General features: G+C 50.5%; 32 protein-coding genes and 1 pseudogene. 32 read left to right on the top strand and 1 reads right to left on the bottom strand.

What is annotated here, in order from left to right:
* The first annotated feature begins 99 nt into the window (after positions 1-99).
* From EC843_RS04940 to EC843_RS04920, 5 genes are all read left to right on the top strand, one after another.
* A complete protein-coding gene (locus EC843_RS04940; protein ID WP_133521784.1) occupies positions 100-327 on the top strand; it encodes a helix-turn-helix domain-containing protein in 228 nt (75 codons plus the stop codon).
* Positions 328-442: 115 nt separating this feature from the next.
* Positions 443-781 (top strand): hypothetical protein, encoded by a 339-nt coding sequence (locus EC843_RS04935; RefSeq protein WP_133521783.1) that lies wholly within the window; start codon positions 443-445, stop codon positions 779-781.
* Between the two features lie 76 nt (positions 782-857).
* On the top strand, positions 858-1,853 hold the full coding sequence (locus tag EC843_RS04930) for a replication protein (protein WP_243739124.1): 996 nt from the start codon (positions 858-860) through the stop codon (positions 1,851-1,853).
* Positions 1,850-2,551, top strand: a complete 702-nt coding sequence (locus EC843_RS04925) for a replication protein P (RefSeq protein ID WP_133521782.1) — start codon at positions 1,850-1,852, stop codon at positions 2,549-2,551. Before EC843_RS04930 ends, EC843_RS04925 begins: the two co-directional genes overlap by 4 nt.
* Positions 2,548-2,919 carry a hypothetical protein gene (locus tag EC843_RS04920; protein ID WP_133521781.1) on the top strand — a complete coding sequence of 124 codons (372 nt, stop codon included), beginning with the start codon at positions 2,548-2,550 and terminating at the stop codon, positions 2,917-2,919. Before EC843_RS04925 ends, EC843_RS04920 begins: the two co-directional genes overlap by 4 nt.
* Before the next feature lie 8 nt (positions 2,920-2,927).
* Here EC843_RS04920 and EC843_RS04915 read toward each other — a convergent pair whose 3' ends face one another.
* The gene (locus EC843_RS04915) at positions 2,928-3,131 is read right to left on the bottom strand and encodes a hypothetical protein (RefSeq protein ID WP_133521780.1); all 204 of its coding nucleotides are present in this window, start codon (positions 3,129-3,131) and stop codon (positions 2,928-2,930) included.
* On the opposite strand from EC843_RS04915, the gene EC843_RS24635 reads away from it, so the two are divergent.
* The 27 genes and pseudogenes from EC843_RS24635 (at position 3,077) to EC843_RS24795 (ending at position 19,015) form a co-directional block, all read left to right on the top strand.
* Positions 3,077-3,388 (top strand): hypothetical protein, encoded by a 312-nt coding sequence (locus EC843_RS24635; protein ID WP_208111307.1) that lies wholly within the window; start codon positions 3,077-3,079, stop codon positions 3,386-3,388. The genes EC843_RS04915 and EC843_RS24635 overlap by 55 nt on opposite strands.
* Positions 3,363-3,772: pseudogene (locus EC843_RS04910) on the top strand (recombination protein NinB). Before EC843_RS24635 ends, EC843_RS04910 begins: the two are co-directional and overlap by 26 nt.
* Positions 3,769-4,449, top strand: coding sequence for an MT-A70 family methyltransferase (locus EC843_RS04905; RefSeq protein ID WP_133521779.1), 681 nt, complete (start codon positions 3,769-3,771; stop codon positions 4,447-4,449). The pseudogene EC843_RS04910 and the gene EC843_RS04905 overlap by 4 nt, the downstream one beginning before the upstream one ends.
* A gap of 8 nt (positions 4,450-4,457) precedes the next feature.
* Positions 4,458-4,601 carry a NinE family protein gene (locus tag EC843_RS04900; RefSeq protein WP_243739138.1) on the top strand — a complete coding sequence of 48 codons (144 nt, stop codon included), beginning with the start codon at positions 4,458-4,460 and terminating at the stop codon, positions 4,599-4,601.
* Complete coding sequence (locus tag EC843_RS04895) at positions 4,598-5,053, top strand: ASCH domain-containing protein (RefSeq protein ID WP_133521778.1); 456 nt, start codon at positions 4,598-4,600, stop codon at positions 5,051-5,053. The genes EC843_RS04900 and EC843_RS04895 overlap by 4 nt, the downstream gene beginning before the upstream one ends.
* Entirely contained in the window at positions 5,037-5,210 is a 174-nt protein-coding gene (locus EC843_RS04890) for a protein NinF (protein ID WP_133521777.1), read from the top strand. The genes EC843_RS04895 and EC843_RS04890 overlap by 17 nt, the downstream gene beginning before the upstream one ends.
* Positions 5,200-5,592: a hypothetical protein gene (locus tag EC843_RS04885; RefSeq protein ID WP_133521776.1), complete on the top strand. Its 393-nt coding sequence runs from the start codon at positions 5,200-5,202 to the stop codon at positions 5,590-5,592. The genes EC843_RS04890 and EC843_RS04885 overlap by 11 nt, the downstream gene beginning before the upstream one ends.
* Positions 5,585-5,875 (top strand): DUF1364 domain-containing protein, encoded by a 291-nt coding sequence (locus EC843_RS04880; RefSeq protein ID WP_133521775.1) that lies wholly within the window; start codon positions 5,585-5,587, stop codon positions 5,873-5,875. Before EC843_RS04885 ends, EC843_RS04880 begins: the two co-directional genes overlap by 8 nt.
* Positions 5,872-6,234 (top strand): RusA family crossover junction endodeoxyribonuclease, encoded by a 363-nt coding sequence (locus tag EC843_RS04875; RefSeq protein ID WP_133521774.1) that lies wholly within the window; start codon positions 5,872-5,874, stop codon positions 6,232-6,234. Before EC843_RS04880 ends, EC843_RS04875 begins: the two co-directional genes overlap by 4 nt.
* The gene (locus EC843_RS04870) at positions 6,231-6,413 is read left to right on the top strand and encodes a hypothetical protein (RefSeq protein ID WP_133521773.1); all 183 of its coding nucleotides are present in this window, start codon (positions 6,231-6,233) and stop codon (positions 6,411-6,413) included. Before EC843_RS04875 ends, EC843_RS04870 begins: the two co-directional genes overlap by 4 nt.
* Positions 6,410-7,075 carry a metallophosphoesterase gene (locus tag EC843_RS04865; protein WP_133521772.1) on the top strand — a complete coding sequence of 222 codons (666 nt, stop codon included), beginning with the start codon at positions 6,410-6,412 and terminating at the stop codon, positions 7,073-7,075. The genes EC843_RS04870 and EC843_RS04865 overlap by 4 nt, the downstream gene beginning before the upstream one ends.
* Entirely contained in the window at positions 7,072-7,686 is a 615-nt protein-coding gene (locus tag EC843_RS04860; RefSeq protein WP_133521771.1) for a hypothetical protein, read from the top strand. Before EC843_RS04865 ends, EC843_RS04860 begins: the two co-directional genes overlap by 4 nt.
* Before the next feature lie 585 nt (positions 7,687-8,271).
* Positions 8,272-8,544: a hypothetical protein gene (locus EC843_RS04855; RefSeq protein WP_133521770.1), complete on the top strand. Its 273-nt coding sequence runs from the start codon at positions 8,272-8,274 to the stop codon at positions 8,542-8,544.
* Positions 8,545-9,024: a lysozyme gene (locus tag EC843_RS04850; protein ID WP_133521769.1), complete on the top strand. Its 480-nt coding sequence runs from the start codon at positions 8,545-8,547 to the stop codon at positions 9,022-9,024.
* A complete protein-coding gene (locus tag EC843_RS04845) occupies positions 9,021-9,551 on the top strand; it encodes a DUF2514 domain-containing protein (RefSeq protein ID WP_133521768.1) in 531 nt (176 codons plus the stop codon). The genes EC843_RS04850 and EC843_RS04845 overlap by 4 nt, the downstream gene beginning before the upstream one ends.
* A 191-nt stretch (positions 9,552-9,742) precedes the next feature.
* Complete coding sequence (locus tag EC843_RS04840) at positions 9,743-10,270, top strand: KilA-N domain-containing protein (protein WP_133522064.1); 528 nt, start codon at positions 9,743-9,745, stop codon at positions 10,268-10,270.
* A 160-nt stretch (positions 10,271-10,430) separates the two neighbouring features.
* Entirely contained in the window at positions 10,431-10,637 is a 207-nt protein-coding gene (locus EC843_RS04835) for a hypothetical protein (protein WP_133521767.1), read from the top strand.
* A 117-nt stretch (positions 10,638-10,754) separates the two neighbouring features.
* The gene (locus tag EC843_RS04830; protein WP_121813291.1) at positions 10,755-10,982 is read left to right on the top strand and encodes a head fiber protein; all 228 of its coding nucleotides are present in this window, start codon (positions 10,755-10,757) and stop codon (positions 10,980-10,982) included.
* A gap of 170 nt (positions 10,983-11,152) precedes the next feature.
* Positions 11,153-11,809, top strand: a complete 657-nt coding sequence (locus tag EC843_RS04825; RefSeq protein WP_133521766.1) for a putative metallopeptidase — start codon at positions 11,153-11,155, stop codon at positions 11,807-11,809.
* Positions 11,810-11,840: 31 nt separating this feature from the next.
* Positions 11,841-12,350 (top strand): DUF2280 domain-containing protein, encoded by a 510-nt coding sequence (locus EC843_RS04820; protein WP_133521765.1) that lies wholly within the window; start codon positions 11,841-11,843, stop codon positions 12,348-12,350.
* Positions 12,304-13,824, top strand: a complete 1,521-nt coding sequence (gene terL / locus EC843_RS04815; RefSeq protein ID WP_133521764.1) for a phage terminase large subunit — start codon at positions 12,304-12,306, stop codon at positions 13,822-13,824. Before EC843_RS04820 ends, terL begins: the two co-directional genes overlap by 47 nt.
* Positions 13,821-15,224, top strand: a complete 1,404-nt coding sequence (locus tag EC843_RS04810) for a DUF1073 domain-containing protein (RefSeq protein WP_133521763.1) — start codon at positions 13,821-13,823, stop codon at positions 15,222-15,224. Before terL ends, EC843_RS04810 begins: the two co-directional genes overlap by 4 nt.
* Positions 15,199-15,996: a phage minor head protein gene (locus EC843_RS04805; RefSeq protein WP_243739123.1), complete on the top strand. Its 798-nt coding sequence runs from the start codon at positions 15,199-15,201 to the stop codon at positions 15,994-15,996. Before EC843_RS04810 ends, EC843_RS04805 begins: the two co-directional genes overlap by 26 nt.
* Before the next feature lie 64 nt (positions 15,997-16,060).
* On the top strand, positions 16,061-17,170 hold the full coding sequence (locus tag EC843_RS04800) for a DUF2213 domain-containing protein (RefSeq protein WP_133521762.1): 1,110 nt from the start codon (positions 16,061-16,063) through the stop codon (positions 17,168-17,170).
* A gap of 1 nt (position 17,171) precedes the next feature.
* Positions 17,172-17,660, top strand: coding sequence for a hypothetical protein (locus EC843_RS04795; RefSeq protein WP_133521761.1), 489 nt, complete (start codon positions 17,172-17,174; stop codon positions 17,658-17,660).
* The gene (locus EC843_RS04790) at positions 17,660-18,685 is read left to right on the top strand and encodes a hypothetical protein (protein WP_133521760.1); all 1,026 of its coding nucleotides are present in this window, start codon (positions 17,660-17,662) and stop codon (positions 18,683-18,685) included. The genes EC843_RS04795 and EC843_RS04790 overlap by 1 nt, the downstream gene beginning before the upstream one ends.
* Before the next feature lie 3 nt (positions 18,686-18,688).
* A complete protein-coding gene (locus tag EC843_RS24795) occupies positions 18,689-19,015 on the top strand; it encodes a hypothetical protein (RefSeq protein ID WP_243739121.1) in 327 nt (108 codons plus the stop codon).
* The last annotated feature ends 12 nt before the right edge of the window (positions 19,016-19,027 follow it).

Genomic DNA, 19,027 nt, shown 5'->3' with positions numbered 1-19,027 from the left:
TAATCTACAACTTCAGTTGTTTGCAATCAAACGAGCATAGTTGTTGCAAAATAAACAACTATAGTTTTATACTGGTATTTATTAACAATGGAGGTTGTTATGAACAACGCAATTAAAACCGCCATTGACTTAGTTGGATCGCAACAAAAACTTGGTTCTGCATGTGGTGTTACACAACAGGCTGTTTACAAGTGGTTGCACAACAAGTCGAAAGTAGCCCCGGAACAAGTTGTTCGCGTGGTCACGGCAACAAATGGTGAAGTAAAGGCTCACGAAATCCGACCTGATTTGCCGGGGCTTTTCCCTCACCCAGTTCAAGCAGCATAAGCACCACCGCTCTTTAAAACGCTGAACTCGTCCCCGCCATTGTGGGGAAACCCAAAGTGACTTGCTCACCGCATTGTCACGCAATTAACTAATTCACCAAGGGAAATACTACAAAATGGAACAGGCAAATCCACGCAAATCAACAACCATTGCGTTTATCGGGCGGCACCTGCTGTCTGCTGCTCACCAGGCATTATCAAACACCCGTCAATCAGTAGTGGCAAAGCTGCTTAACGTAGCTGACTCAACCGTCCTGCGCAGAACAGAAAAGTACCCCGAGATTATGGAAACTCTCGCCGCCAGCGGTGTAGAGGATTTTGTGATGTCTGGAGAAAGGAAGATGCCGCTTGAACACTACCGGCACTTGATCTGGATACAGCTTGAATATTCACGGCTGCAACTGGAAATGACAAAAGAAAAGCCGCAAGAGAGCTGTAACTCCTTTGCGGCTTAGTGCGAATAACTGGATCAATTCACAGGAGTAATTATGCCAGGAATAACTGGATGTGTAAACAGTGGAGGGGGAGGCGATGTCTACTGCTGAACTCTTTGATTTTAACGCTGCCCGCAAGCGCAGGAGCAACAGGATGGAGAACCAGAAGAATGGTTACATCCCGTTGTACCGGAGCGTCAAGAAGCAACTATGGGCAAAGGATGTCTATCTCAGAACGCTCTGGGAGAACATCTTGCTCGACGCTGCCAGACAACCATTCGTAGCCAACTTTAAAGGGCATACATGGCGACTGGAAACCGGACAACTGGTAACGACCTCAGCTGATCTTGGTCTGGCTCTCTGCGACAGAAGCGGGGAGCCAACAAGTCGCCACGCAGTTGAAAGGATGCTTACTGTATTTGAGAAAGAAGGGATGATTTCAGTTCATGCAGAACGGCGAAAAGGGACGCTAATCACTATCCTGAACTATGCCGAATATGCTGAAAAAACACCCGATTTACCCGCGCATAACTCCGCGCATAAGCCCGAGCATAACGAAGCCAGTACTGGCGCGGCCTCAGAGGCACACCCCGCGCATAAGCCCGAGCATAAAGCCGCGCATCATGAACAAGAAGGTAATAACAATAATAAAAAGACTACGTCCGAGAATTCTGACGAATCCTCTGACAAGCCCCCTAAAAATCTTCCTGTAGTTAGACCAGGTGCAGCAGTGCAAAGCCCCAAAGGTGACAAGTGGGGCAATGCAGATGACCTGAAGGCTGCGGAATGGATGTTCAAGAAAGTACAAATAATCTCACCTACAGCGCAGGAGCCAACCTGGTCATCCTGGTCAAACGATATCCGCCTGATGCGAAACGCTCTCGCGGTAAGCCATCAAGAAATATGCGAAGTCTTCAAATGGGCGAATGCCGATCACTTCTGGCAGACCAACGTCATGAGCCCTGCAAAGCTTCGTGAAAAATGGGACACACTCAAGGCTCAGATGAATCAGCCAGGTAGAAATACTCGCGCTGCGGAATCTTCCAAGCCTGAAGTCTGGAATACACGCGAAGCATGGCAGGAGTTCATATGAGAAATCTGACGAGCATTATCGCCAACCGTGACGGCGGTGCGCTGGCAAGCATGGCAGGGGCTAACCCTGAGCCAGTGAGCATCGTTAACGAAAACGCTGAAAAGCTGGTAGACGCGCTTTTTCAGAACCTGAAGCAAGTATTCCCGGCTGCGGTATCGACAGTATTCCGCAATCCGTCCGACGAAGCCGCGGCTAAACGTCAGTGGATCGCTGCATTCGCTGAGAACGGAATCAGAACCCGCGATCAGTTATCGGCAGGTATGCAGCATGCCCGAGCCAGTGAGTCGGCATTCTGGCCTTCCCCGGGGCAATTCATCGCATGGTGCAAGCAGGGAATTATCAAGGCTAACGGCTTACCTGACCTGGATGAACTTTACCGCATGGTCATGAAGTACAGCCGTGACCGTGGCTATTACAGTTCGGCAGAAGCTTACCCATGGGAATCGCCAGCCTGTTTCTGGATGGTGACCGCGCTGTTTAACCAGATGCGATCTCTGAACCTAACAGAGCCGGAACTGCGCAAGCGCTGCGCCAGTGAACTTAAAGCCATGTCGAAGCGTATCGAGGCGGGAGAGGCAATCCCGGCACCAGTCGTTCAAATACCGAAACTGAGCATCCCGGTTAGCAACGATAAGGCACTGGATAAGCTCGCAGAAATCCGGTCGAAGTTTGGCCTGAAGAGAGGGCATCAATCATGACCACCGAAATCAAAGAACTATCCCGCGCATACCAGCTCTGGTTAATCATCAAAGATAACCCCGGCATCAAGATGCCTGATGTAGCCAAAGCAATGGGCAGCCACACGAAGAACATTTCTGATGCCATTACCAAAATGGTGAAGGCCGGGAATATCTGCACCCAGGGTAAGAAGGGGATCCGAGCCTACACGGCTAACAAGTCAAGCCCGCCAGTGATGTACGGTCGCGGCTCGTACAAGCTCGGCAAAGAGCCGGCAAAGCCAGCCATTTTCATGGAGCCGACGCCGGGCAATTCAGTATTCGAAGAGTGCCGCGCCAACTGGCAGGGTTATCGGATTAATCAATTATTGAGTGGGGTGCGAACGTGATCCCTCAATTAAATGCCAAATATTGCCCGCTCTGCCAGCGAAGCATTGAACCCCATGTTGATGATGACGGCGAAGAGGCTCGCACTGACGATGGTGGATTTATCTATGTCCATGACGATGTTTTGCACGACGATGATTACACATTCGGAGAGCTTCAATGACCACATCACCACTGAAGGTTGAAGAAGAGCAGCAGAGATTTGAAGCGGCATGTAGAGATGGGCTCCTGAATGGTGGGCTGGCTAAGTTTGATGACGGTGGTTACGTATCATCATTAACTGACTCGGTATGGCGAGGGTGGAAAGCAGGCCGTGCCAGCATCGTTATTGATAAATATGACTTCGACACGTTCTCACCTCACGATTGTGGTATCGATGCCGTGTGGATGACAGAAGTTGAGCGAACCCTCCGCGCCGCTGGCATAACCGTTAAAGGAGATAGCGATGAAGCAAACGCTAATGCTTCGTGACGAACGAATCAGGCAGAACGCAATAAACATCATCAACTCCCTCCTGACCGACAAAGACCGACCCGTAACAATCCGCATCTCCGACTACAAACGCAACCTCGATCAGAATGCAAAATTTCATGCGCTCCTGGGTGACATTGCTCGCCAGGCTGAATGGTGCGGCAAGAAGCTGAAGCCTGAGCAGTGGAAGGTTTGCTCATTAGCGGTCACGCCGTCGCCACAAAGCAGCAGGCAGAGATTGTTCCGGGCATTGAGGGAGAGTTCGTAAACATCCGGGAGAGCAGCGCAGAGATGAGCGTCAGCCGCATGGCGAGTCTTATCGAATATGTCACGGCCTGGGCAGTTGGGCAGGGGATTAAATTCACAGAGGGACGTTATTCATGAATAAATTCAAACTTATCTACGCAGATCCGCCTTGGCAATACAGCAACACAATCAGCAATGGCGCAGCGGAAGATCACTACAGCACCATGACCATGACCGACCTGATGCGGCTGCCAGTGTGGGATTTGGCAGACGAAAACGCAGTGCTTGCCATGTGGTACACCGGCACTCACAGCGAGGAAGCAATCAAGCTGGCTGAGGCGTGGGGTTTCAAGGTTCGCACCATGAAAGGGTTTACCTGGGTGAAGCTGAACCAACTGGCTGAGCAGCACATCAATAAGGCGCTTGAGGCTGGGGAGGTGCAGGACTTTTACGGCTTCCTCGATCTGCTGAACAAGCAAACCAGAATGAACGGCGGCAACTACACCCGGGCAAATACGGAAGACCTGCTGATCGCCGTGCGCGGTACCGGACTTGAGCGCTTATCGGCATCGGTGAAGCAAGTGATTTACTCACCGATCGGAGAGCACAGCAGCAAACCATGGGAGGCTAGAAACAAGCTTGAGCAACTTTACGGAGATGTGCCGCGCATTGAGTTGTTCGCTCGCGAGTCATCACCAGGCTGGGATGCATGGGGCAATCAGTGCAACAGTGATGTTTCCTTGGTTCCTGGTGTAGCGATAACCGGCACTTACTGGACTGGAGATAAGGAATGCGCCAGCGAAAGAGCAGCATAGTCGCAGTAATGGATGCGTCCATATTCAAACCCACCAAACGTTCCCGCAACAAACCCAAACCAATCCCAACCGAAAGCCAGGTAAAAACGTATGACTACGTTTACGTTCTGCTGCGCGCTAAATGGGATCGCATGAGAAGGACAAGAGCATGAAAGCCATTTCAATCCGTCAGCCGTGGGCATGGCTAATCGTTAACGGGTACAAGGACATTGAGAACCGAAGTTGGAACACCAAATACCGCGGGCCAGTACTAATTCATGCCAGCGCAGCAAAGCCATCAATGGACGACTACAGCGCAGTTATTGACATCTTGCTGAAGCACAGGATGTACCACATCGACTTTCCGACCTGGAATGCTTTCAGCCACCCGGGAAACTGGCCGGGACACAAAGGCATTGAGCGTGGTGGCATCGTTGGTGCTGCGACCATCACCGACTGCATCTCTGAAAGTGTCTCTCCGTGGTTCTTTGGCCCCAAGGGCTTCACCCTTTCCGATGCCAGACCATTACCATTCCTGACGATGAAAGGGAAGTTGAGCTTCTTCGAAACAGGCTACGAGGTGGAGGAAGGTGAGTTGAGAGGTATCAATGCTCCAGCCATCTGACATCACCACCTACCAGCGCAACAGCAACGCAGCAGCAGGATATTGCGCAGCGTGTACAAAGCCTTTGCAGCCTGGCGAAGTTTACGCATGTAACGAATGCGCTCACGAGGCGTATGTAGAAACCGATCCGAACTCGAGGATGAATGATGATAATTAGCAGATACGGGCCGATAACCTTCAGGCACTTCCAGGACAATCCATATTGGGCTGCCGCAGCCGGTTACGACTTCAATTATTTTGATTGTCTGTCAGCCTCGACTCAGGTCATGAGCAACGTAGCAGATAACGCGTGGGATGAAGTTGTAGCGCTTCCAGATACCGAAGTAAGGGATTTGCCAGCCTTCACCATTAAGGTGACCGTAGCGTCGATTCTGTTAGCAATTCTCACCTTCACTTATCCGATTCTTGCGCTCGTTATTCACATGCGATGCAAAACCGGCAGAGAAAAGTACAAAGGGCCACATAACAGTACCATCACCAACAACATGAATAGCTGGATTCGGCAGTGTGAACGGAAGTGGGGTAGAAAATATGGCTAACTTACGCAATGCAGCCCGAGGCCGTGAATGCCAGGTCAGAATTCCTGGAGTGTGTAACGGCAACGCAGAAACCTCAGTCTTAGCCCATATCCGATTACCCGGCTTATGCGGCACCGGAATCAAACCTCCTGACCTTATCGCCACAATCGCATGCAGTCACTGTCACGATGAGATTGATCGCCGTACGCACGTTGTAGATGCCGAATACGCGAAAGAGTGCGCACTGGAAGGAATGGCGCGAACTCAGGTTATCTGGCTGAAAGAGGGATTGGTGAAAACGTGAACGAGTATCGAATAACGCTACCCTGGCCGCCCGGCAATAATCACCTCTTCTCAGTTTTCCGGGGCCGAAAGATAAAGAGCAAGAAGGGAAGGGAATACACCACCGCAGTAACTCAACAAATCACCGAAGCAAATCAGCAGTTCCACCTAGCTGGCAAACTCAAAGTAAAAATTCTCGCATATCCACCTACACGCGCCCGGCGTGACCTCGACAACCTATTCAAAGCACCTCTCGACTCGCTCACCAGTGCAGGCGTCATTGCTGACGACAGCCTGATTGATGACGTGCGCATGGTTCGTTGCGAAGTGGTTAAGGGCGGCAGGCTGGAAGTGATCATTACAGAGCTGGAGGCAGCATGAAAAAAAGCATCGCATTAGGTGTGGTAGGCGCATTTATGTCGCATGGCTGGCAGCCACCGATGATTGCCACCATTCCTATGGAGACGAATGGCTACTCATACCCGCTCACCAATAACCGTAGAACCGGTAAAGCAGCAGAGCGCCGCAAAGCGAAACAGCGCCGGAGGGTCAGGGCATGACAGAAATCTATCAGCGAATAGACGGTTCCGCTTATCGAAACATTTGGGTGGTCGGCGATCTTCACGGCTGCTACACGCTACTGATGAACAAGTTGGATGAAATCGGATTCGATACGACACAAGACTTGCTTATCTCCGTTGGTGACCTCATCGACCGCGGCACTGAAAACGTTGAGTGCATGGAGCTAATCACCTTCCCATGGTTCCGCGCAGTACGTGGCAATCACGAACAGATGATGCTTGATGGACTTAGCGAGCACGGTAACGTTAATCACTGGATGGCTAACGGTGGTGGCTGGTTCTTCTATCTCGATTATGACAAAGAGCGCCAGGCAAAAGCGTTGGTTCACAAAGTGGCAGAGCTTCCGCTGATTATCGAACTGGTATCCGGCGACAAGAAATACGTCATCTGCCATGCGGACTATCCGCACAGCGAATATGAGTTTGGAAAACCGGTCAAGACCGAGCAGGTCATCTGGAATCGTGAGCGAGTCAGCAATGCGTGGGACGGGATCGGTAGCCAGATCACCGGAGCGGATGAGTTTATCTTCGGGCATACCCCGGCAAAGAATCCGCTCAAATACTGGAATCAAAACTACATCGATACCGGTGCTGTGTTCTGCGGGAATCTCACATTACGCCAGTTGCAGGGGGAAGCATGAAAAGCGACGTCCTCACTCAGTTAGCCAACACCCTCCGCAAGTCAGATCTCCGCAAAAAATACCTCAAACCAGTTCAGACAATCACTCCACTACAGTCTGCGTGGGTGCGCTGCATGCTTGATGTATGGGGAGCAAAGTATGGTGGCAAGGAAGGGCCAGAAACGAGCAAGTGCTCGGTAATCGGAAGGCTGATGATCCGCGAGCGATGCACTGACCAGGAAGCCGGAAGAATCATTAAGGTTGTGGAAGACCTTCATAAGCAGGGATACAGCGGAACTGAGTTATTCGTCAAAGCTCAGCAAATCGTATTACTGAACTCAAAAATTAAACCTCTTCTGGAACGCGCCAACGAACAGGAAGAGGCTGATTTGGTAGAAGCAGTGATGTGCAAGATATTCAAGGGCGACAACCCCATCCGTGCAGTAGCCATTAAATACTACTGCGAGCGCAAGTGCTCGCAAGATATCGCATACAAGATTACCGAGTTAACCGGTATGCACATTGAAAACAGCAAGACCCGAGTAAAGTGGTGCATGAAGTTGCTTGAGGCTGCTGTTTACCATGGTCTGCAACGTGAAATGGAGGTGATTCATCAGCAAATTGCTGCTTAAATTGAATATTCGATAAAAATAACTTGAAAACGTCACCTGGGCATATTACATTTCATGTATGCTCAGGAGTCAAAGACGAAAGAGCGCGGTGACGACGAAATGAAGCGTCACTAACAAAAGGCCACTGGTTAATCCCGGTGGCTTTCTTGTTTCTGCACAACAGATAAGCGTCATTTGGTGGTAACGCCCACCCTTGCATAGCATGGAGATGGCGCTTTTCGTTGTGGTGAATTCGCAGGTCGATCGCGAGACTGTATAAGGGTCGGAGGTGCGGGGCATTGCGACCTGGCCGAAATCCTCCTAGCTGGCACTATCGACGCCAGCCGCCACAATTTCAACTGAGCCGTAGCCCTAACTGGCAATTCAGCTTTCACCTGTGATTGTTATGCTGCGGCCTTCTAAATCGAACTCCTGCAAAAAATGCAGTAGTTGAAAAATATACAATTAGGCTGCCAATCGGCGGCCTTTCTTATTTAGCGCCAACCATCCAGCAACCAATATCACTCATAGATAACGTGCCGTGGCATGTGCTGGCGCTTTCCCCGAACACACACAGCTCCCGCCAACAACGCGAGGAGAGAGACTATGAAGATGGACGAAAGATACAGTAACGCCTCATATGGTAGTGCTGGTCTTGCGGCTTTCTTTGCCAGCCTGTCCCTACAGGATTGGGGCTTCATAATTGGTGTCGCCTTTAGCATTATCCTCGGCGTCCTCACATACCGGCTCAACAAGCGTGAGCAGATGAAGCGCACGAAGATACTGCAAGACATCCTGAGCAAGACAGACGTAAAAAACCCTTCAGCAACAGCTCAAGTTATCGCTGACCTAAGTCAGAAAGCGCCCCGGGAGATTTGAATGAATTCGTCTCTACGCAATAAGCTGATCGCGGTTTCAGGCTCTGGCGCTCTTGCAATAGCCGCGGTGCTGATTCCTGACCTTGAGGGTGTGCGATACGAGCCTTATTACGATGTCGCTGGAGTGCTCACCGTCTGTTACGGGCACACAGGCAAAGACATCATCATCGGTAAGAAGTACACCGAGAAAGAGTGCAAGGCCATTCTCGACAAAGACCTTCAGCCATTCGCCAAATCCGTTGAGCGTTCCGTAAAGGTGCCATCCAGTGAATACCAGAAAGCGGCTCTTATCAGTTTTAGTTTCAACGTTGGTGCATCGGCATTTGAACGCTCTTCCTTGCTGCGTAACCTCAACGCCGGTAATTACCAGGCGGCGTGTGACGGACTCAAGCAGTGGATATACGCAGGCGGGAAGAAATGGAAAGGCCTGATGAATCGCCGCGACGTTGAATATGAGGTTTGCACCTGGGGCCAGAAATGAAAACCCGCTACCTGATACTCATCATTGCTTTTGTATTCTCGGTACTCGGCGGCATCGGCTACGCACTCCATCACAATGGCTACGAGTCTGGAAAGTTCGACACTAATCAGGACTGGAATATCAAGTGGGCTGAACGTGATGGAAAGGACTTACTCGAACTCGCCGGACGCCAAGAGCAGGAACGCACCGAAGAACAGCGCCGCCAGAACCAAATCAACCAGGTAACAGCTGATGCACAAACTCAACTCGACAAAGCGCGGCTTGATGCTGCTAACGCTCAGTCTGCTGCTGACAAGTTGCAACTCACCATCGCAAACATCCGGCGTCAGCTCGCAGCAAGTGAAACCAGCAAGCTTTCCGCAATTGCCAACGCAAGCGCGACAAGGGCCAACTCCGGAGTATTGCTTGCCGACGTGCTCAGCAAATCTGTCGAACGAAATCAGCAACTGGCAGCAACTGCTGACGAATGGCGAGTAAATGGCATGGCATGTGAGCGGTCATACGATTCCATTTCCACCGCCAAGTGATTCGTCACCCTAAGTAACAGAGCCTGACTTCGGTCGGGCTTTTTTATACCCGCAGTAAACATCGCGCCTCGCAGCGCAAATCATCCCGAGTCTTTCAGAAAGCTGAGCCTGAGAATTGCCGTATATGGTGGCGACCATCTCGGGGCGGCTTTTCTGTGCGAGCAGGCTCATCTTTCTAAAAGGTAATCGCTATGCAATACCCAACCGTAATTGTTAATGGCATTTCAGTTCGCGTAGATCACGATGGCCGATACAGCCTCAATGACCTGCATGCCGCCGCCGTAATGAAAGGTGAGGCAAATGAATCTCAGCGACCCGGTGAATTTCTTAAAAGCCGTCAAATCAAGCGATTCATCAGGGCATTGAGCGATGCGACAAAAATCGCATCGGTAAAAACCATACGCGGCGGGAAAGAACAGGGTTCTTGGGGATTGGAGTTAATCGCCATTCGCTATGCAGCCTGGCTGAATCCAATGTTTGAAATCCGGGTATACAACACCTTCCGTGAAGCAGTGCTAAATGGCGTAAGCAACATGACGCGACTTAACCGGCTCGACTTGCTGATCGCGAACGAAACAAAAGAAGTGAGCAACTGTGCGAAGACCATGAACAAGTGGGGTGTTGGTGGTCGCAAGCAGTTACTCAACTGCGCGCGAGACCGAATCATCGATCAGATGGATCCGGACATGGTTGCACTAATGGAAGGAAAGGTTGCTTAACCCGCGGAAAGTTGCTGATTAAAGAGAGCCACTTTCACAACGGCTCTCCATTACAAAGCTCATCTGCGGGTGGGTTTAATAATGGCCTTGAATTCTATAACGTAATCCCCATTTACATTGTGTAACCTGCCATACCGGCTGGGTCTGAAAGGGAATTATTATGTTAGAAAATTATTTCAAAAATGGCGCGCTTGTTACTGATGAAAAAACACAGCGCTTGCTTGCTGTTCAGGCTGCATTGGAAATTACTAAAGCGTCAGCGTCCTCCTCAGCCGCGGCGGGAGGGTCAATGTACAACGATTTGGCTGCCGCTAAAGAAGGAATTTCTGGACTTGCGGACGCGATTCAGGCTGCTTTAAAAGGTTGATAGTTTAAGGTTTCTAGCTAACCGCCTCCGGGCGGTTTTTTATTGTCATCACAAAGGCCACTTTCGAGTGACTTTTTTAATGGCTGTAACCACGATTAAACACCCGAGGAAATCAAAATGCCAAAACGTGTAATTGCTCAATCTGGCAAGACCGTAGAAGTAGCCACCATGGATGATGTGGATGGTGAAGCATATACATTGCCGCCTGCCGCACCTGCAACCCTTGGTGGCGTAAAGCAGGCTGCCACGGTAGCAAACTGCACTGTGGCCGCTGATGGCACAAGCGCAGGCACTCAGCTGAATGCATTGATAGCATCATTACGTGCTGCTGGTGTCATTGTTTAAAGATAAATATCTCGCTGGGTTAGAAATCCTCCGAGAGTGAAAAGTGGGATGTGCTGAAAATGACAATATTAGAATGTGAAGGATATTGGTTATGTACTGGTTGTGGGTTCGAGGGAACTGGAGCATCGCCAAATGATGCATACGAAAACTACAAATTCCGGAATAAATAAATGGCAAAGCTCACCGACAAACAAGAGCTGTTTGCCCGTGAGTCAAGACCGCTTCCGGGTGAAGTTTTCATTGCTGAGTTTCATCCATACAACAGACTGATTCCCGCCGATGGGGTTTACGACTGGGTGCACCAGAACATCATATCCAACACTGGAGCTATCCATAACCCAGATCACGCTCACCTCGATGGATCAGACATTGCTTTCCTTTGGGCTCAGCACGGTTTCACCAAAAAAGGTCGGACGGTGCTAGGTCAGGCCGAAGAGGTTATGTTTCGCGCCGGTGGTTGGCAGAAGGCAAGAATGGAGCAACAGATGAATGACTGGTTTGGGCATCAACCAGCTTACATCATCACGCTAGCCGCTGACTTCTGCTCTCAATGCACTGACCTGGAATTCTGTGCCCTGATAGAGCATGAGCTTTACCACATAGCTCAAGAGTCCGATGAATTTGGTGCGCCTAAGTTCTACAAAGAATCCGGATTGCCAAAGCTTTGCATGCGAGGTCACGATGTCGAAGAGTTTGTTGGCGTGGTTCGCAGATACGGTGCCAGCGCTGATGTGCAGGAATTAGTCAACGCAGCAAGTAATCCCGCCGAAGTGGCGAAAATCAATATAGCCAGAGCATGTGGCACCTGCCTCATGAAAGTGGCTTAACTTTTATACTCGTTTATACGGATGGTGAAGCATGGCTGCATTAAAGCCAGAAGTGAAAGCCTTCATCGTCCAGCAGCTTGCGTGCTTTGACACTCCCTCTCAAATAGTCGAAGCCGTACAAAATGAATTCTCTATTCAGATAACCCGCCAGCATGTGGCGTCACACGATCCAACAAAAGCTGCTGGCGTGAGTTTGGCTAAGAAGTGGGTAGATCTATTCCACGCAACACGCGCCCGATTCCAAAGTGATATTTCAGGCATCCCCATAGCTAACAAGGCATACCGCCTGAGAGTCCTTGACAGGATGACGGTGAAAGCTGAGGGGATGAGAAACATGGCGCTTGCAGCCTCTCTCATGGAGCAGGCTGCCAAGGAGTGCGGAGATGCTTACACCAATAAGCTGAAGGTGGAAAACACTGGTGCTGACGGTGGGCCTATCAAGTATTCAGACATTTCAGCCGAAGAACTTGAAGAGAGATTGAAGGAGTTGGGTCATGGCCGCCACCGATCGCAGCTCACTGAGAAACAGGCAGACTCTTGAGGCATTTAAGCGCCGAGCTATAGCAGAAGCCAGAGAATCCCTGATGGGGTTCACGCTCTACACCAACCCTCTGTACGAAACTGGCTGGTTTAATGAGTTGCTGTCTGCTGAGCTTGACCAGTTCCTGGCTGATGTCGAAGCCGGAAAGATGCCCCGACTGATGATATTCGCGCCACCACGCTCTGGTAAGAGTGAAAAGGCGTCCAGAAGATTCCCTGCTTATGTGTTGGGTAAGCACCCCGACTGGAATGTGATCGCCTGTTCGTATTCTTCAGACCTGGCCAACCGCATGTCACGCGACACTCAGCGTATCGTTGGGTCGAAGAAATACGCAGATGTATTCCCTGGCACGTCACTACCCTCAGGAAGGAGCGGCGCAGGTGGAGCAATCCGCACGGCAGAACTATGGGAAGTGGTAAACGCCAGTGGTGAAATACATGGTGGGGCTTATCGTGCAGCAGGCGTAAATGGCGGCATCACCGGTCAGGGTATGAATATCGGTATTATTGATGACCCGGCCAAAGATTACAAAACCGCATCATCCCCAACGTATCAGGAAGCAGTTATTGACTGGTATGACACAACCTTCTTTACCCGTGCAGACCCAAAAGTTAACGGGATCATCATCATCCTTACCCGCTGGCACCAGAATGACCTTGCCGGTCAATTGCTGAAAAAAGCCGAGGAAGGCGGTGAGGAGTGGCGCGTGGTTAGCTTCCCGATGGAAGCGGAGAAAGAAGAAATTCATGAGCTGAACGGCAAGAAGTACATTCTGCGTAAGCCTGGTGAAATCCTCTTCCCCGAGCGCATGCCGCAAGAGTTCGTCGATAAAGCCAAGCAGCGTGGGTCGCTAGTGTGGAACGCCCTGTACCAGCAGCGACCAACAGCCAAAGGCGGCGGTCTGATTAAATCGGAATGGTTCGGTGAGTATCGCGAACTGCCTGTCATGAAGTGGCGAGCTGTGTACGGCGATACAGCGCAAAAAACCAAAGAGGTTAACGACTTCTCCGTGTTCGAACATTGGGGGCTCGGCGTTGACGGCTACATGTACCTTATCGACATGATCCGCGGCAAGTGGGAATCAGATGAGCTGAAGCGCAGGGCTATAGCATTCTGGAACTCCTGCAAGCAGCAAAAGAACGGCCCTCTTCGTCACATGGCGATAGAAGACAAGGCATCCGGCACTGGCCTGATACAGAGCATCAGGAAAGACGCTCTATGCCCCGTAAAGGCCATTCAGCGCGACAAGGATAAGTACACCCGCCTGATGGATACGCAAGGATTCATTGAGTCCGGTTACATCAAGTTACCTGCTGACAAGCCATTCATTAATGATTTCCTCGTTGAGATGGAGGCCATTAATCCTGAATTTAATACACATGATGATCAGCTCGACCCGATGATGGACGCCATCACCGAGATGAAAGCTAAAGCTGGCATCCTGTTCCACATCCCTGACGAGATACTTCAATGACAAGACGTAAAGCCGCGCAGGCACCTCGCCGGGAAGTGGCAAAGATAACGCAGGCGCATATTGATAAAGCGTCTGCGGCAAATGACGAGAAACCGCGCGCTGAATTTAAACGGTATGAGCCATTGCCCGGCGTCATTCCAAAGGAAAGGCGAGAGTCAGCATTAGCGATGGATGCAACTCCTTACGATGTGCTTAACAGCATGTCCATCGGTGATGAGTATTCAGGATTTCGAGGATATCCCCAACTGGCTGCGATGTCTCAACAGGTTGAATACGCAAACACTCACGCCATGATGGCTGATGAGATGACGCGCAACTGGATTGAAATAAAGAGCATGAAGGAGGGCGATCCTGATGTTGATGCCATGGACAAAGCTCTGACTAAGTACGATATCAAGCGCCTCATTCATGAAGCCGTTAAACAGGACTCGCAGTATGGGGTGGCTCACATCTTTATTGATATGGGTGCCAGCGACCAAGAGAACGAAGCGCCGCTTTTCATTGACCCGCGAAAGATTGTGAAAGGCAGCCTGGAAGGGTTCAGATGTGTCGACCCGAACTGGGTTTACCCGGCAATGTACAATACCAACAAGCCATTGCGTGCTGACTTCTATAAGCCGCAAGCATGGTTTGTTATGGGCAATACAGTCCATGAGTCGCGCTTTATCGACATTGTCAGCCGCCCGGTACCAGACATCCTCAAGCCATCGTATAACTTTGGTGGATTGTCGATGACACAGCTGATGGAGGACTACGTCATTGACTGGCGCGAAGCCAAGAAGAACGTCATTAAAATCCTCAGAACGCTTCGTATGCGGGCGCTGAAAACGGATATGGATGCACGACTTCAGATGCCAGGAGAGTTTGATAAACGCATTAAGCTTTTCACGCAATATCAGGATAACTTCGGGATTTGGGCTCTGGACACTGAAGAAGACCTGCTTCATCAGCAGACCTCTCTCAGCGAGCTTTCCAACCTGCTCTCAAACTACCAGGAACAACTGTGCATCCCGTCGCGCACAACAAACCTGAAGATGTTTGGTAACGCGCCAGCAGGGCTTAACGCCAGCGGTGACTCAGAGATAGAAACATGGCATGAAACGATATCCGGCTCTCAGGAACTGGACTATCGTCGGGCTATTGAGAACATTTTCAAAATCATCCAGCTGTCAGAATTTGGTGAGCTAAAGCCTGATATTTATTTCGAGTTCCGTCCGCTTGATGAACTGAGCGAGAAAGAGAAGGCCGAAATAAACGAAATTAAAGTTCGCACCGTAACTACTGCATCTGACTCTCAACTGGTCAGCTCAGAAGAGGGGCGAGATGCCCTGAAGTCTATTGAAGGCGCTGGCTTCGAAAATTTGGCAGGTGACTATGAGTCAGAAGAAGGCGAAGAGTAAGACGCTTAGACCAGTCAACTATAACGCTGGTAACATGATCTGGTATCAACATCAGATGATGGAGTTGGTCAGCCAGATGCAGGTTGATGTGAAGTCCAGCGTGATGCCCATCATTGAAGATAATCCGATGGCAATGGATGCCAACCCGGTGAAACTGGTCAGGCATGCGCTTCAGAAGCTTGCTGAGAAATGGATCGCTCGCTTTGTGGAAGAGTCTTTGCCAATAGCAGCGAAGTTCACAGCCAAAACGACAGCGGCAGCGGACAGGTCGTTACTCGCATCAGCGCGTAAAGACTCAATGACAATCAACATGCAATGGACTCCTGCGATGCTGGAAAAGCAGGAGGCAATCATTTCTGAGAATGTCGCACTGATACGCTCTATCCCCGCCCAATACTTCACTGAAGTTGAATCAATGGTGTTTCGGTCAATGGCGAAAGGCGGTGATCGTAAAACGCTTTCTGATGAGATTGAGGCAAGTTTCGGGAAGAGATTCGGCATCACCCGTCGACGAGCTGAGTTCATTGCGAAAGACCAGACGAGGAAAGCAACCAGTGCGCTATCAGCAGCAAGACAGCAAGCAGCAGGGATCCGAGAAGGTGAGTGGGTACACAGTGGTGGAGGTAATCAGCCGCGCCACAGCCATGTGAAGGCGGGTAAAGAGAGAAAGCGCTTCGATCTCTCCAAAGGCTGTCTGATTGATGGCGAATACATCATGCCTGGGCAACTGCCTCATTGCGGGTGCACATGGAAACCAGTGTTACCGTTTTAATAAATATCAAAATGAACAGGTCGCCATGTGCGGCCTTTTTTATTACCTGAAGAAAGGTAAAAACATGAAAGATGTGAAGTTTGCCTTTGATAAGGCGAGCGTACGCACCTATGACGCAGACGGGAAGTTGCACGTTGAGCTCACTCCCATCAGTAAAGCCAACATCTGTGTCTACTACGGGAAAGAGATCCCCGAATGGGAAGAGTTAGGGCTCATCCCGGATAAAGCGTATCGGCTACTGCGTGACCCTGAAGAGCTACGCAAGGCAGCAGACTCATTCAATAACCAACCGTTGCTAAATACCCATATCGCAGTATCAGTCCTTGCGCCACCGAAGGAAGCGATCATTGGCTCTACCGGTGAAAGCGCAGAGTTCGACGGCACCTACCTGAAAAACTCGCTCGTCATCTGGGATGTGAATTCCATTATTGGTGTAGAGAACAAGCAGCAGCGTGAAATCTCATCTTCATACCGTTACCGGCTCGATATGACGCCGGGCGAGTACGAGGGAGAACCATACGATGGCGTTATGCGTGACATCGTTTGTAACCACGTGGCAATAGTGCCAAGTGGCCGGGCTGGCCCGGATGTATTTGTTTATGACTCATTACCTACAGGACTCAAGCTGATGTCAAAAATCCAAAAACTGATGGCGCTGTTTAAGCCTCACCTGGCTAACGATGCCGACCCTGAAGAGATGGAAAAAAAGGTCGGGGAAATCATCAAAGATGAAGACGATGACGGCAAGAAAAATAAAGTAGCCGAAGACGAACTCACCGAGGAAGAGAAGAAAAAACTCGCCGAGGATGAGGAACAGGCCGAGAAAGATAAGTTGGCGAAGGATGAGGACGATAAGAACGAAAAAGAGAAGATGGCAAATGACAGTAAATTAGCCATGGACTCAGCTATTAAAGGCGTAGAACAGCGTTTTGCCGCACTTCGCCAGGCTGAGCGTGATGTTCGCCCGGTGGTTGGCGAACTGGCTTGCGATACTGCTGAAGAGGTCTACCGCACAGCTCTCAAACAGATGGGATGTGCAGATCATGCATCGCTACCATCTGCCGCACTTCAGTCCGTTTTTAAAGCCTATTCCCGTCCAGCAATGGCTAACGACTCCACCTCCATCAACCACAGCTCACGCGAAGCCGTGAAAGCCTACTTCGAGGGGAAATAATATGTCTTTTCAAAAGAGCGTAAGCCTTTATTCAGGTGTAGGTCAGGCAGGCCAGCCAGCATCGAATAGCCCAATCATCGCAGCAGCAGGTGGTCCCGGCGCATACCAGGCAGGGACGAGTGGTCTGATCATGGCTCGCTTTGCCTGGCGCAACTCGACCAATCCACTGAAATTGGACAATACCGGTACAGGCAAGCCGGTCGGCTACGTGATGAACAATGCCAATGCAACGATTGGTTATCTCCAGAGCAACAGCATGACCATTCCTGCCGGGCGCGAAGCTTCTCCGGTTGTTGGCGGTGACTTCTGGGCTATCTCAACCACAGTGGCAACCGTTGGTCAGAAAGTGTTTGCGGTTCTGGCAACTGGATTGCTGGCAACCGGTGCTGCGGGCGCAACTATCTCCGGTGCCGTTGAAACCGACTGGTCTGTCGCAAGCCCAGCAGCTATCGGTGATTTACTGATTATCTCTACATGGAGCAAAGCATAATGCCTCAACTGACTCAGGCTGATTTCGCGGCCTTTAAAGCGGAAGCTGAATCGCGCGGCATTTCCCTGCCACCAACTGTAACCCGTTTTGCAATGGATGCTGACACTCAACCTGGCATGGCTCCTAACGGTGGTATTCCTGCGATTGTCTCAACCTTCATTGATCCTGAAATTGTGCGCACCATCTTCGCCAAACAGAAAGCAGTGGATATTCTGGGCGAGAAGAAAAAAGGTTCATGGGCTCAGGACACCATGATGATCCAGCGCATTGAGCAATCTGGTGATGTCGCCGGGTATGACGATTACAGCGAGCAAGGTGGTAACCAGGTAACATCCCATTGGGAAAATCGCCAAGTCTATCGTTATCAGACTATGGTCACCTATGGCGAACTGGAGCAAGAGCGCTATGGCCTTGCGATGCTGCCATACGTGGCAGAAAAACAACGCGCTGCAGCATGGACCCTCAACCAGGCGCAGAATAAGTTCTATTTCTATGGTGTATCAGGGCTGCTTAACTTCGGCATCCTCAATGACCCTGACCTGCCAACGCCAATTACCCCGACTACCGTAGATGGTGCGACGTTGTGGTCAGCGAAGCAGGTCGTCGATATTTACAACGATATTCTGGCGTTGTATCAGGATCTAATTACCCGCACTAACGGTGCAATCGGTGATGGTATCGACATGGCTTCTCCGCTGGTTCTGGGGATGAGCCCTAACGCATCCGTCTGGTTCAAGCGTGCTAACGAAGTGTTCGGCAACACAGTCGAGAAGATGGTCAAAGACACCTTCCCGAATCTGCGAATCGAAATCGCTCCACAGTACGATACGGATGCGGGCGAACTGGTGCAGATGTTTGCTGAAAATGCCCAAGGGCAGGATGTGGGTTACTGCGCGTATAGCGAGAAGCTTCGTGCACACCCGGTTATCACCATGACCTCAAGCTGGAAGCAAAAGCACTCCGGCACTACTTACGGCGCGGTGATTACCCAGCCAGGTCTATTTGCGCAAATGCTGGGGGTGTAAGAAATGGCTAAATCTTCCAAATACGTAATCGGCTGCAAATTACCGAATGGTTTGTCATTCAGCCATGGTGGCCAGAAAATCACCCTGGCTGGCGCTAACTCATCCGTGCTTGTAAATGGCTTCGGCATGACAAAGGACGTGCCAGCAGAGGCATGGGAGGCATTCGAGAAGAATCACAAGGACTCGAAGTTCATCAAAAATGGCATTGTGTTCGCCGTATCTGATGAAAAGTCTCTGCAAGATGCAACTCTTGAGCGGTCAAAACAGAAGACCGGTCTTGAGCAGGCAAGCAAAGAAACTGCCGGTGTGACGGAAGACAAAGAGGAATAAACCATGGCGATC

The sequence above is a fragment of the Buttiauxella sp. JUb87 genome (genome assembly GCF_004361975.1).
Lineage (GTDB): Bacteria > Pseudomonadota > Gammaproteobacteria > Enterobacterales > Enterobacteriaceae > Buttiauxella > Buttiauxella ferragutiae.
This window is presented reverse-complemented; position numbering and strand designations above follow the sequence as displayed.

What these genes read in the sequence shown, in the direction of transcription:
- EC843_RS24795 (WP_243739121.1), top strand. Translation starts at nt 18,689, where the DNA reads ATGGCTAAATCTTCCAAATACGTAATCGGCTGCAAATTACCGAATGGT.
- EC843_RS04795 (WP_133521761.1), top strand. Translation starts at nt 17,172, where the DNA reads ATGTCTTTTCAAAAGAGCGTAAGCCTTTATTCAGGTGTAGGTCAGGCA.
- EC843_RS04870 (WP_133521773.1), top strand. Translation starts at nt 6,231, where the DNA reads ATGAAAAAAAGCATCGCATTAGGTGTGGTAGGCGCATTTATGTCGCAT.
- EC843_RS04820 (WP_133521765.1), top strand. Translation starts at nt 11,841, where the DNA reads ATGGCTGCATTAAAGCCAGAAGTGAAAGCCTTCATCGTCCAGCAGCTT.
- EC843_RS04840 (WP_133522064.1), top strand. Translation starts at nt 9,743, where the DNA reads ATGCAATACCCAACCGTAATTGTTAATGGCATTTCAGTTCGCGTAGAT.
- EC843_RS04890 (WP_133521777.1), top strand. Translation starts at nt 5,037, where the DNA reads ATGCTCCAGCCATCTGACATCACCACCTACCAGCGCAACAGCAACGCA.
- EC843_RS04930 (WP_243739124.1), top strand. Translation starts at nt 858, where the DNA reads ATGTCTACTGCTGAACTCTTTGATTTTAACGCTGCCCGCAAGCGCAGG.
- EC843_RS04835 (WP_133521767.1), top strand. Translation starts at nt 10,431, where the DNA reads ATGTTAGAAAATTATTTCAAAAATGGCGCGCTTGTTACTGATGAAAAA.
- EC843_RS04860 (WP_133521771.1), top strand. Translation starts at nt 7,072, where the DNA reads ATGAAAAGCGACGTCCTCACTCAGTTAGCCAACACCCTCCGCAAGTCA.
- EC843_RS04880 (WP_133521775.1), top strand. Translation starts at nt 5,585, where the DNA reads ATGGCTAACTTACGCAATGCAGCCCGAGGCCGTGAATGCCAGGTCAGA.
- EC843_RS04935 (WP_133521783.1), top strand. Translation starts at nt 443, where the DNA reads ATGGAACAGGCAAATCCACGCAAATCAACAACCATTGCGTTTATCGGG.
- terL (WP_133521764.1), top strand. Translation starts at nt 12,304, where the DNA reads ATGGCCGCCACCGATCGCAGCTCACTGAGAAACAGGCAGACTCTTGAG.
- EC843_RS04920 (WP_133521781.1), top strand. Translation starts at nt 2,548, where the DNA reads ATGACCACCGAAATCAAAGAACTATCCCGCGCATACCAGCTCTGGTTA.
- EC843_RS04940 (WP_133521784.1), top strand. Translation starts at nt 100, where the DNA reads ATGAACAACGCAATTAAAACCGCCATTGACTTAGTTGGATCGCAACAA.
- EC843_RS04925 (WP_133521782.1), top strand. Translation starts at nt 1,850, where the DNA reads ATGAGAAATCTGACGAGCATTATCGCCAACCGTGACGGCGGTGCGCTG.
- EC843_RS04810 (WP_133521763.1), top strand. Translation starts at nt 13,821, where the DNA reads ATGACAAGACGTAAAGCCGCGCAGGCACCTCGCCGGGAAGTGGCAAAG.
- EC843_RS04830 (WP_121813291.1), top strand. Translation starts at nt 10,755, where the DNA reads ATGCCAAAACGTGTAATTGCTCAATCTGGCAAGACCGTAGAAGTAGCC.
- EC843_RS04850 (WP_133521769.1), top strand. Translation starts at nt 8,545, where the DNA reads ATGAATTCGTCTCTACGCAATAAGCTGATCGCGGTTTCAGGCTCTGGC.
- EC843_RS24635 (WP_208111307.1), top strand. Translation starts at nt 3,077, where the DNA reads ATGACCACATCACCACTGAAGGTTGAAGAAGAGCAGCAGAGATTTGAA.
- EC843_RS04825 (WP_133521766.1), top strand. Translation starts at nt 11,153, where the DNA reads ATGGCAAAGCTCACCGACAAACAAGAGCTGTTTGCCCGTGAGTCAAGA.
- EC843_RS04895 (WP_133521778.1), top strand. Translation starts at nt 4,598, where the DNA reads ATGAAAGCCATTTCAATCCGTCAGCCGTGGGCATGGCTAATCGTTAAC.
- EC843_RS04855 (WP_133521770.1), top strand. Translation starts at nt 8,272, where the DNA reads ATGAAGATGGACGAAAGATACAGTAACGCCTCATATGGTAGTGCTGGT.
- EC843_RS04885 (WP_133521776.1), top strand. Translation starts at nt 5,200, where the DNA reads ATGATAATTAGCAGATACGGGCCGATAACCTTCAGGCACTTCCAGGAC.
- EC843_RS04845 (WP_133521768.1), top strand. Translation starts at nt 9,021, where the DNA reads ATGAAAACCCGCTACCTGATACTCATCATTGCTTTTGTATTCTCGGTA.
- EC843_RS04800 (WP_133521762.1), top strand. Translation starts at nt 16,061, where the DNA reads ATGAAAGATGTGAAGTTTGCCTTTGATAAGGCGAGCGTACGCACCTAT.
- EC843_RS04790 (WP_133521760.1), top strand. Translation starts at nt 17,660, where the DNA reads ATGCCTCAACTGACTCAGGCTGATTTCGCGGCCTTTAAAGCGGAAGCT.
- EC843_RS04865 (WP_133521772.1), top strand. Translation starts at nt 6,410, where the DNA reads ATGACAGAAATCTATCAGCGAATAGACGGTTCCGCTTATCGAAACATT.
- EC843_RS04900 (WP_243739138.1), top strand. Translation starts at nt 4,458, where the DNA reads ATGGATGCGTCCATATTCAAACCCACCAAACGTTCCCGCAACAAACCC.
- EC843_RS04805 (WP_243739123.1), top strand. Translation starts at nt 15,199, where the DNA reads ATGAGTCAGAAGAAGGCGAAGAGTAAGACGCTTAGACCAGTCAACTAT.
- EC843_RS04905 (WP_133521779.1), top strand. Translation starts at nt 3,769, where the DNA reads ATGAATAAATTCAAACTTATCTACGCAGATCCGCCTTGGCAATACAGC.
- EC843_RS04915 (WP_133521780.1), bottom strand. Translation starts at nt 3,131, where the DNA reads ATGCCGCTTCAAATCTCTGCTGCTCTTCTTCAACCTTCAGTGGTGATG.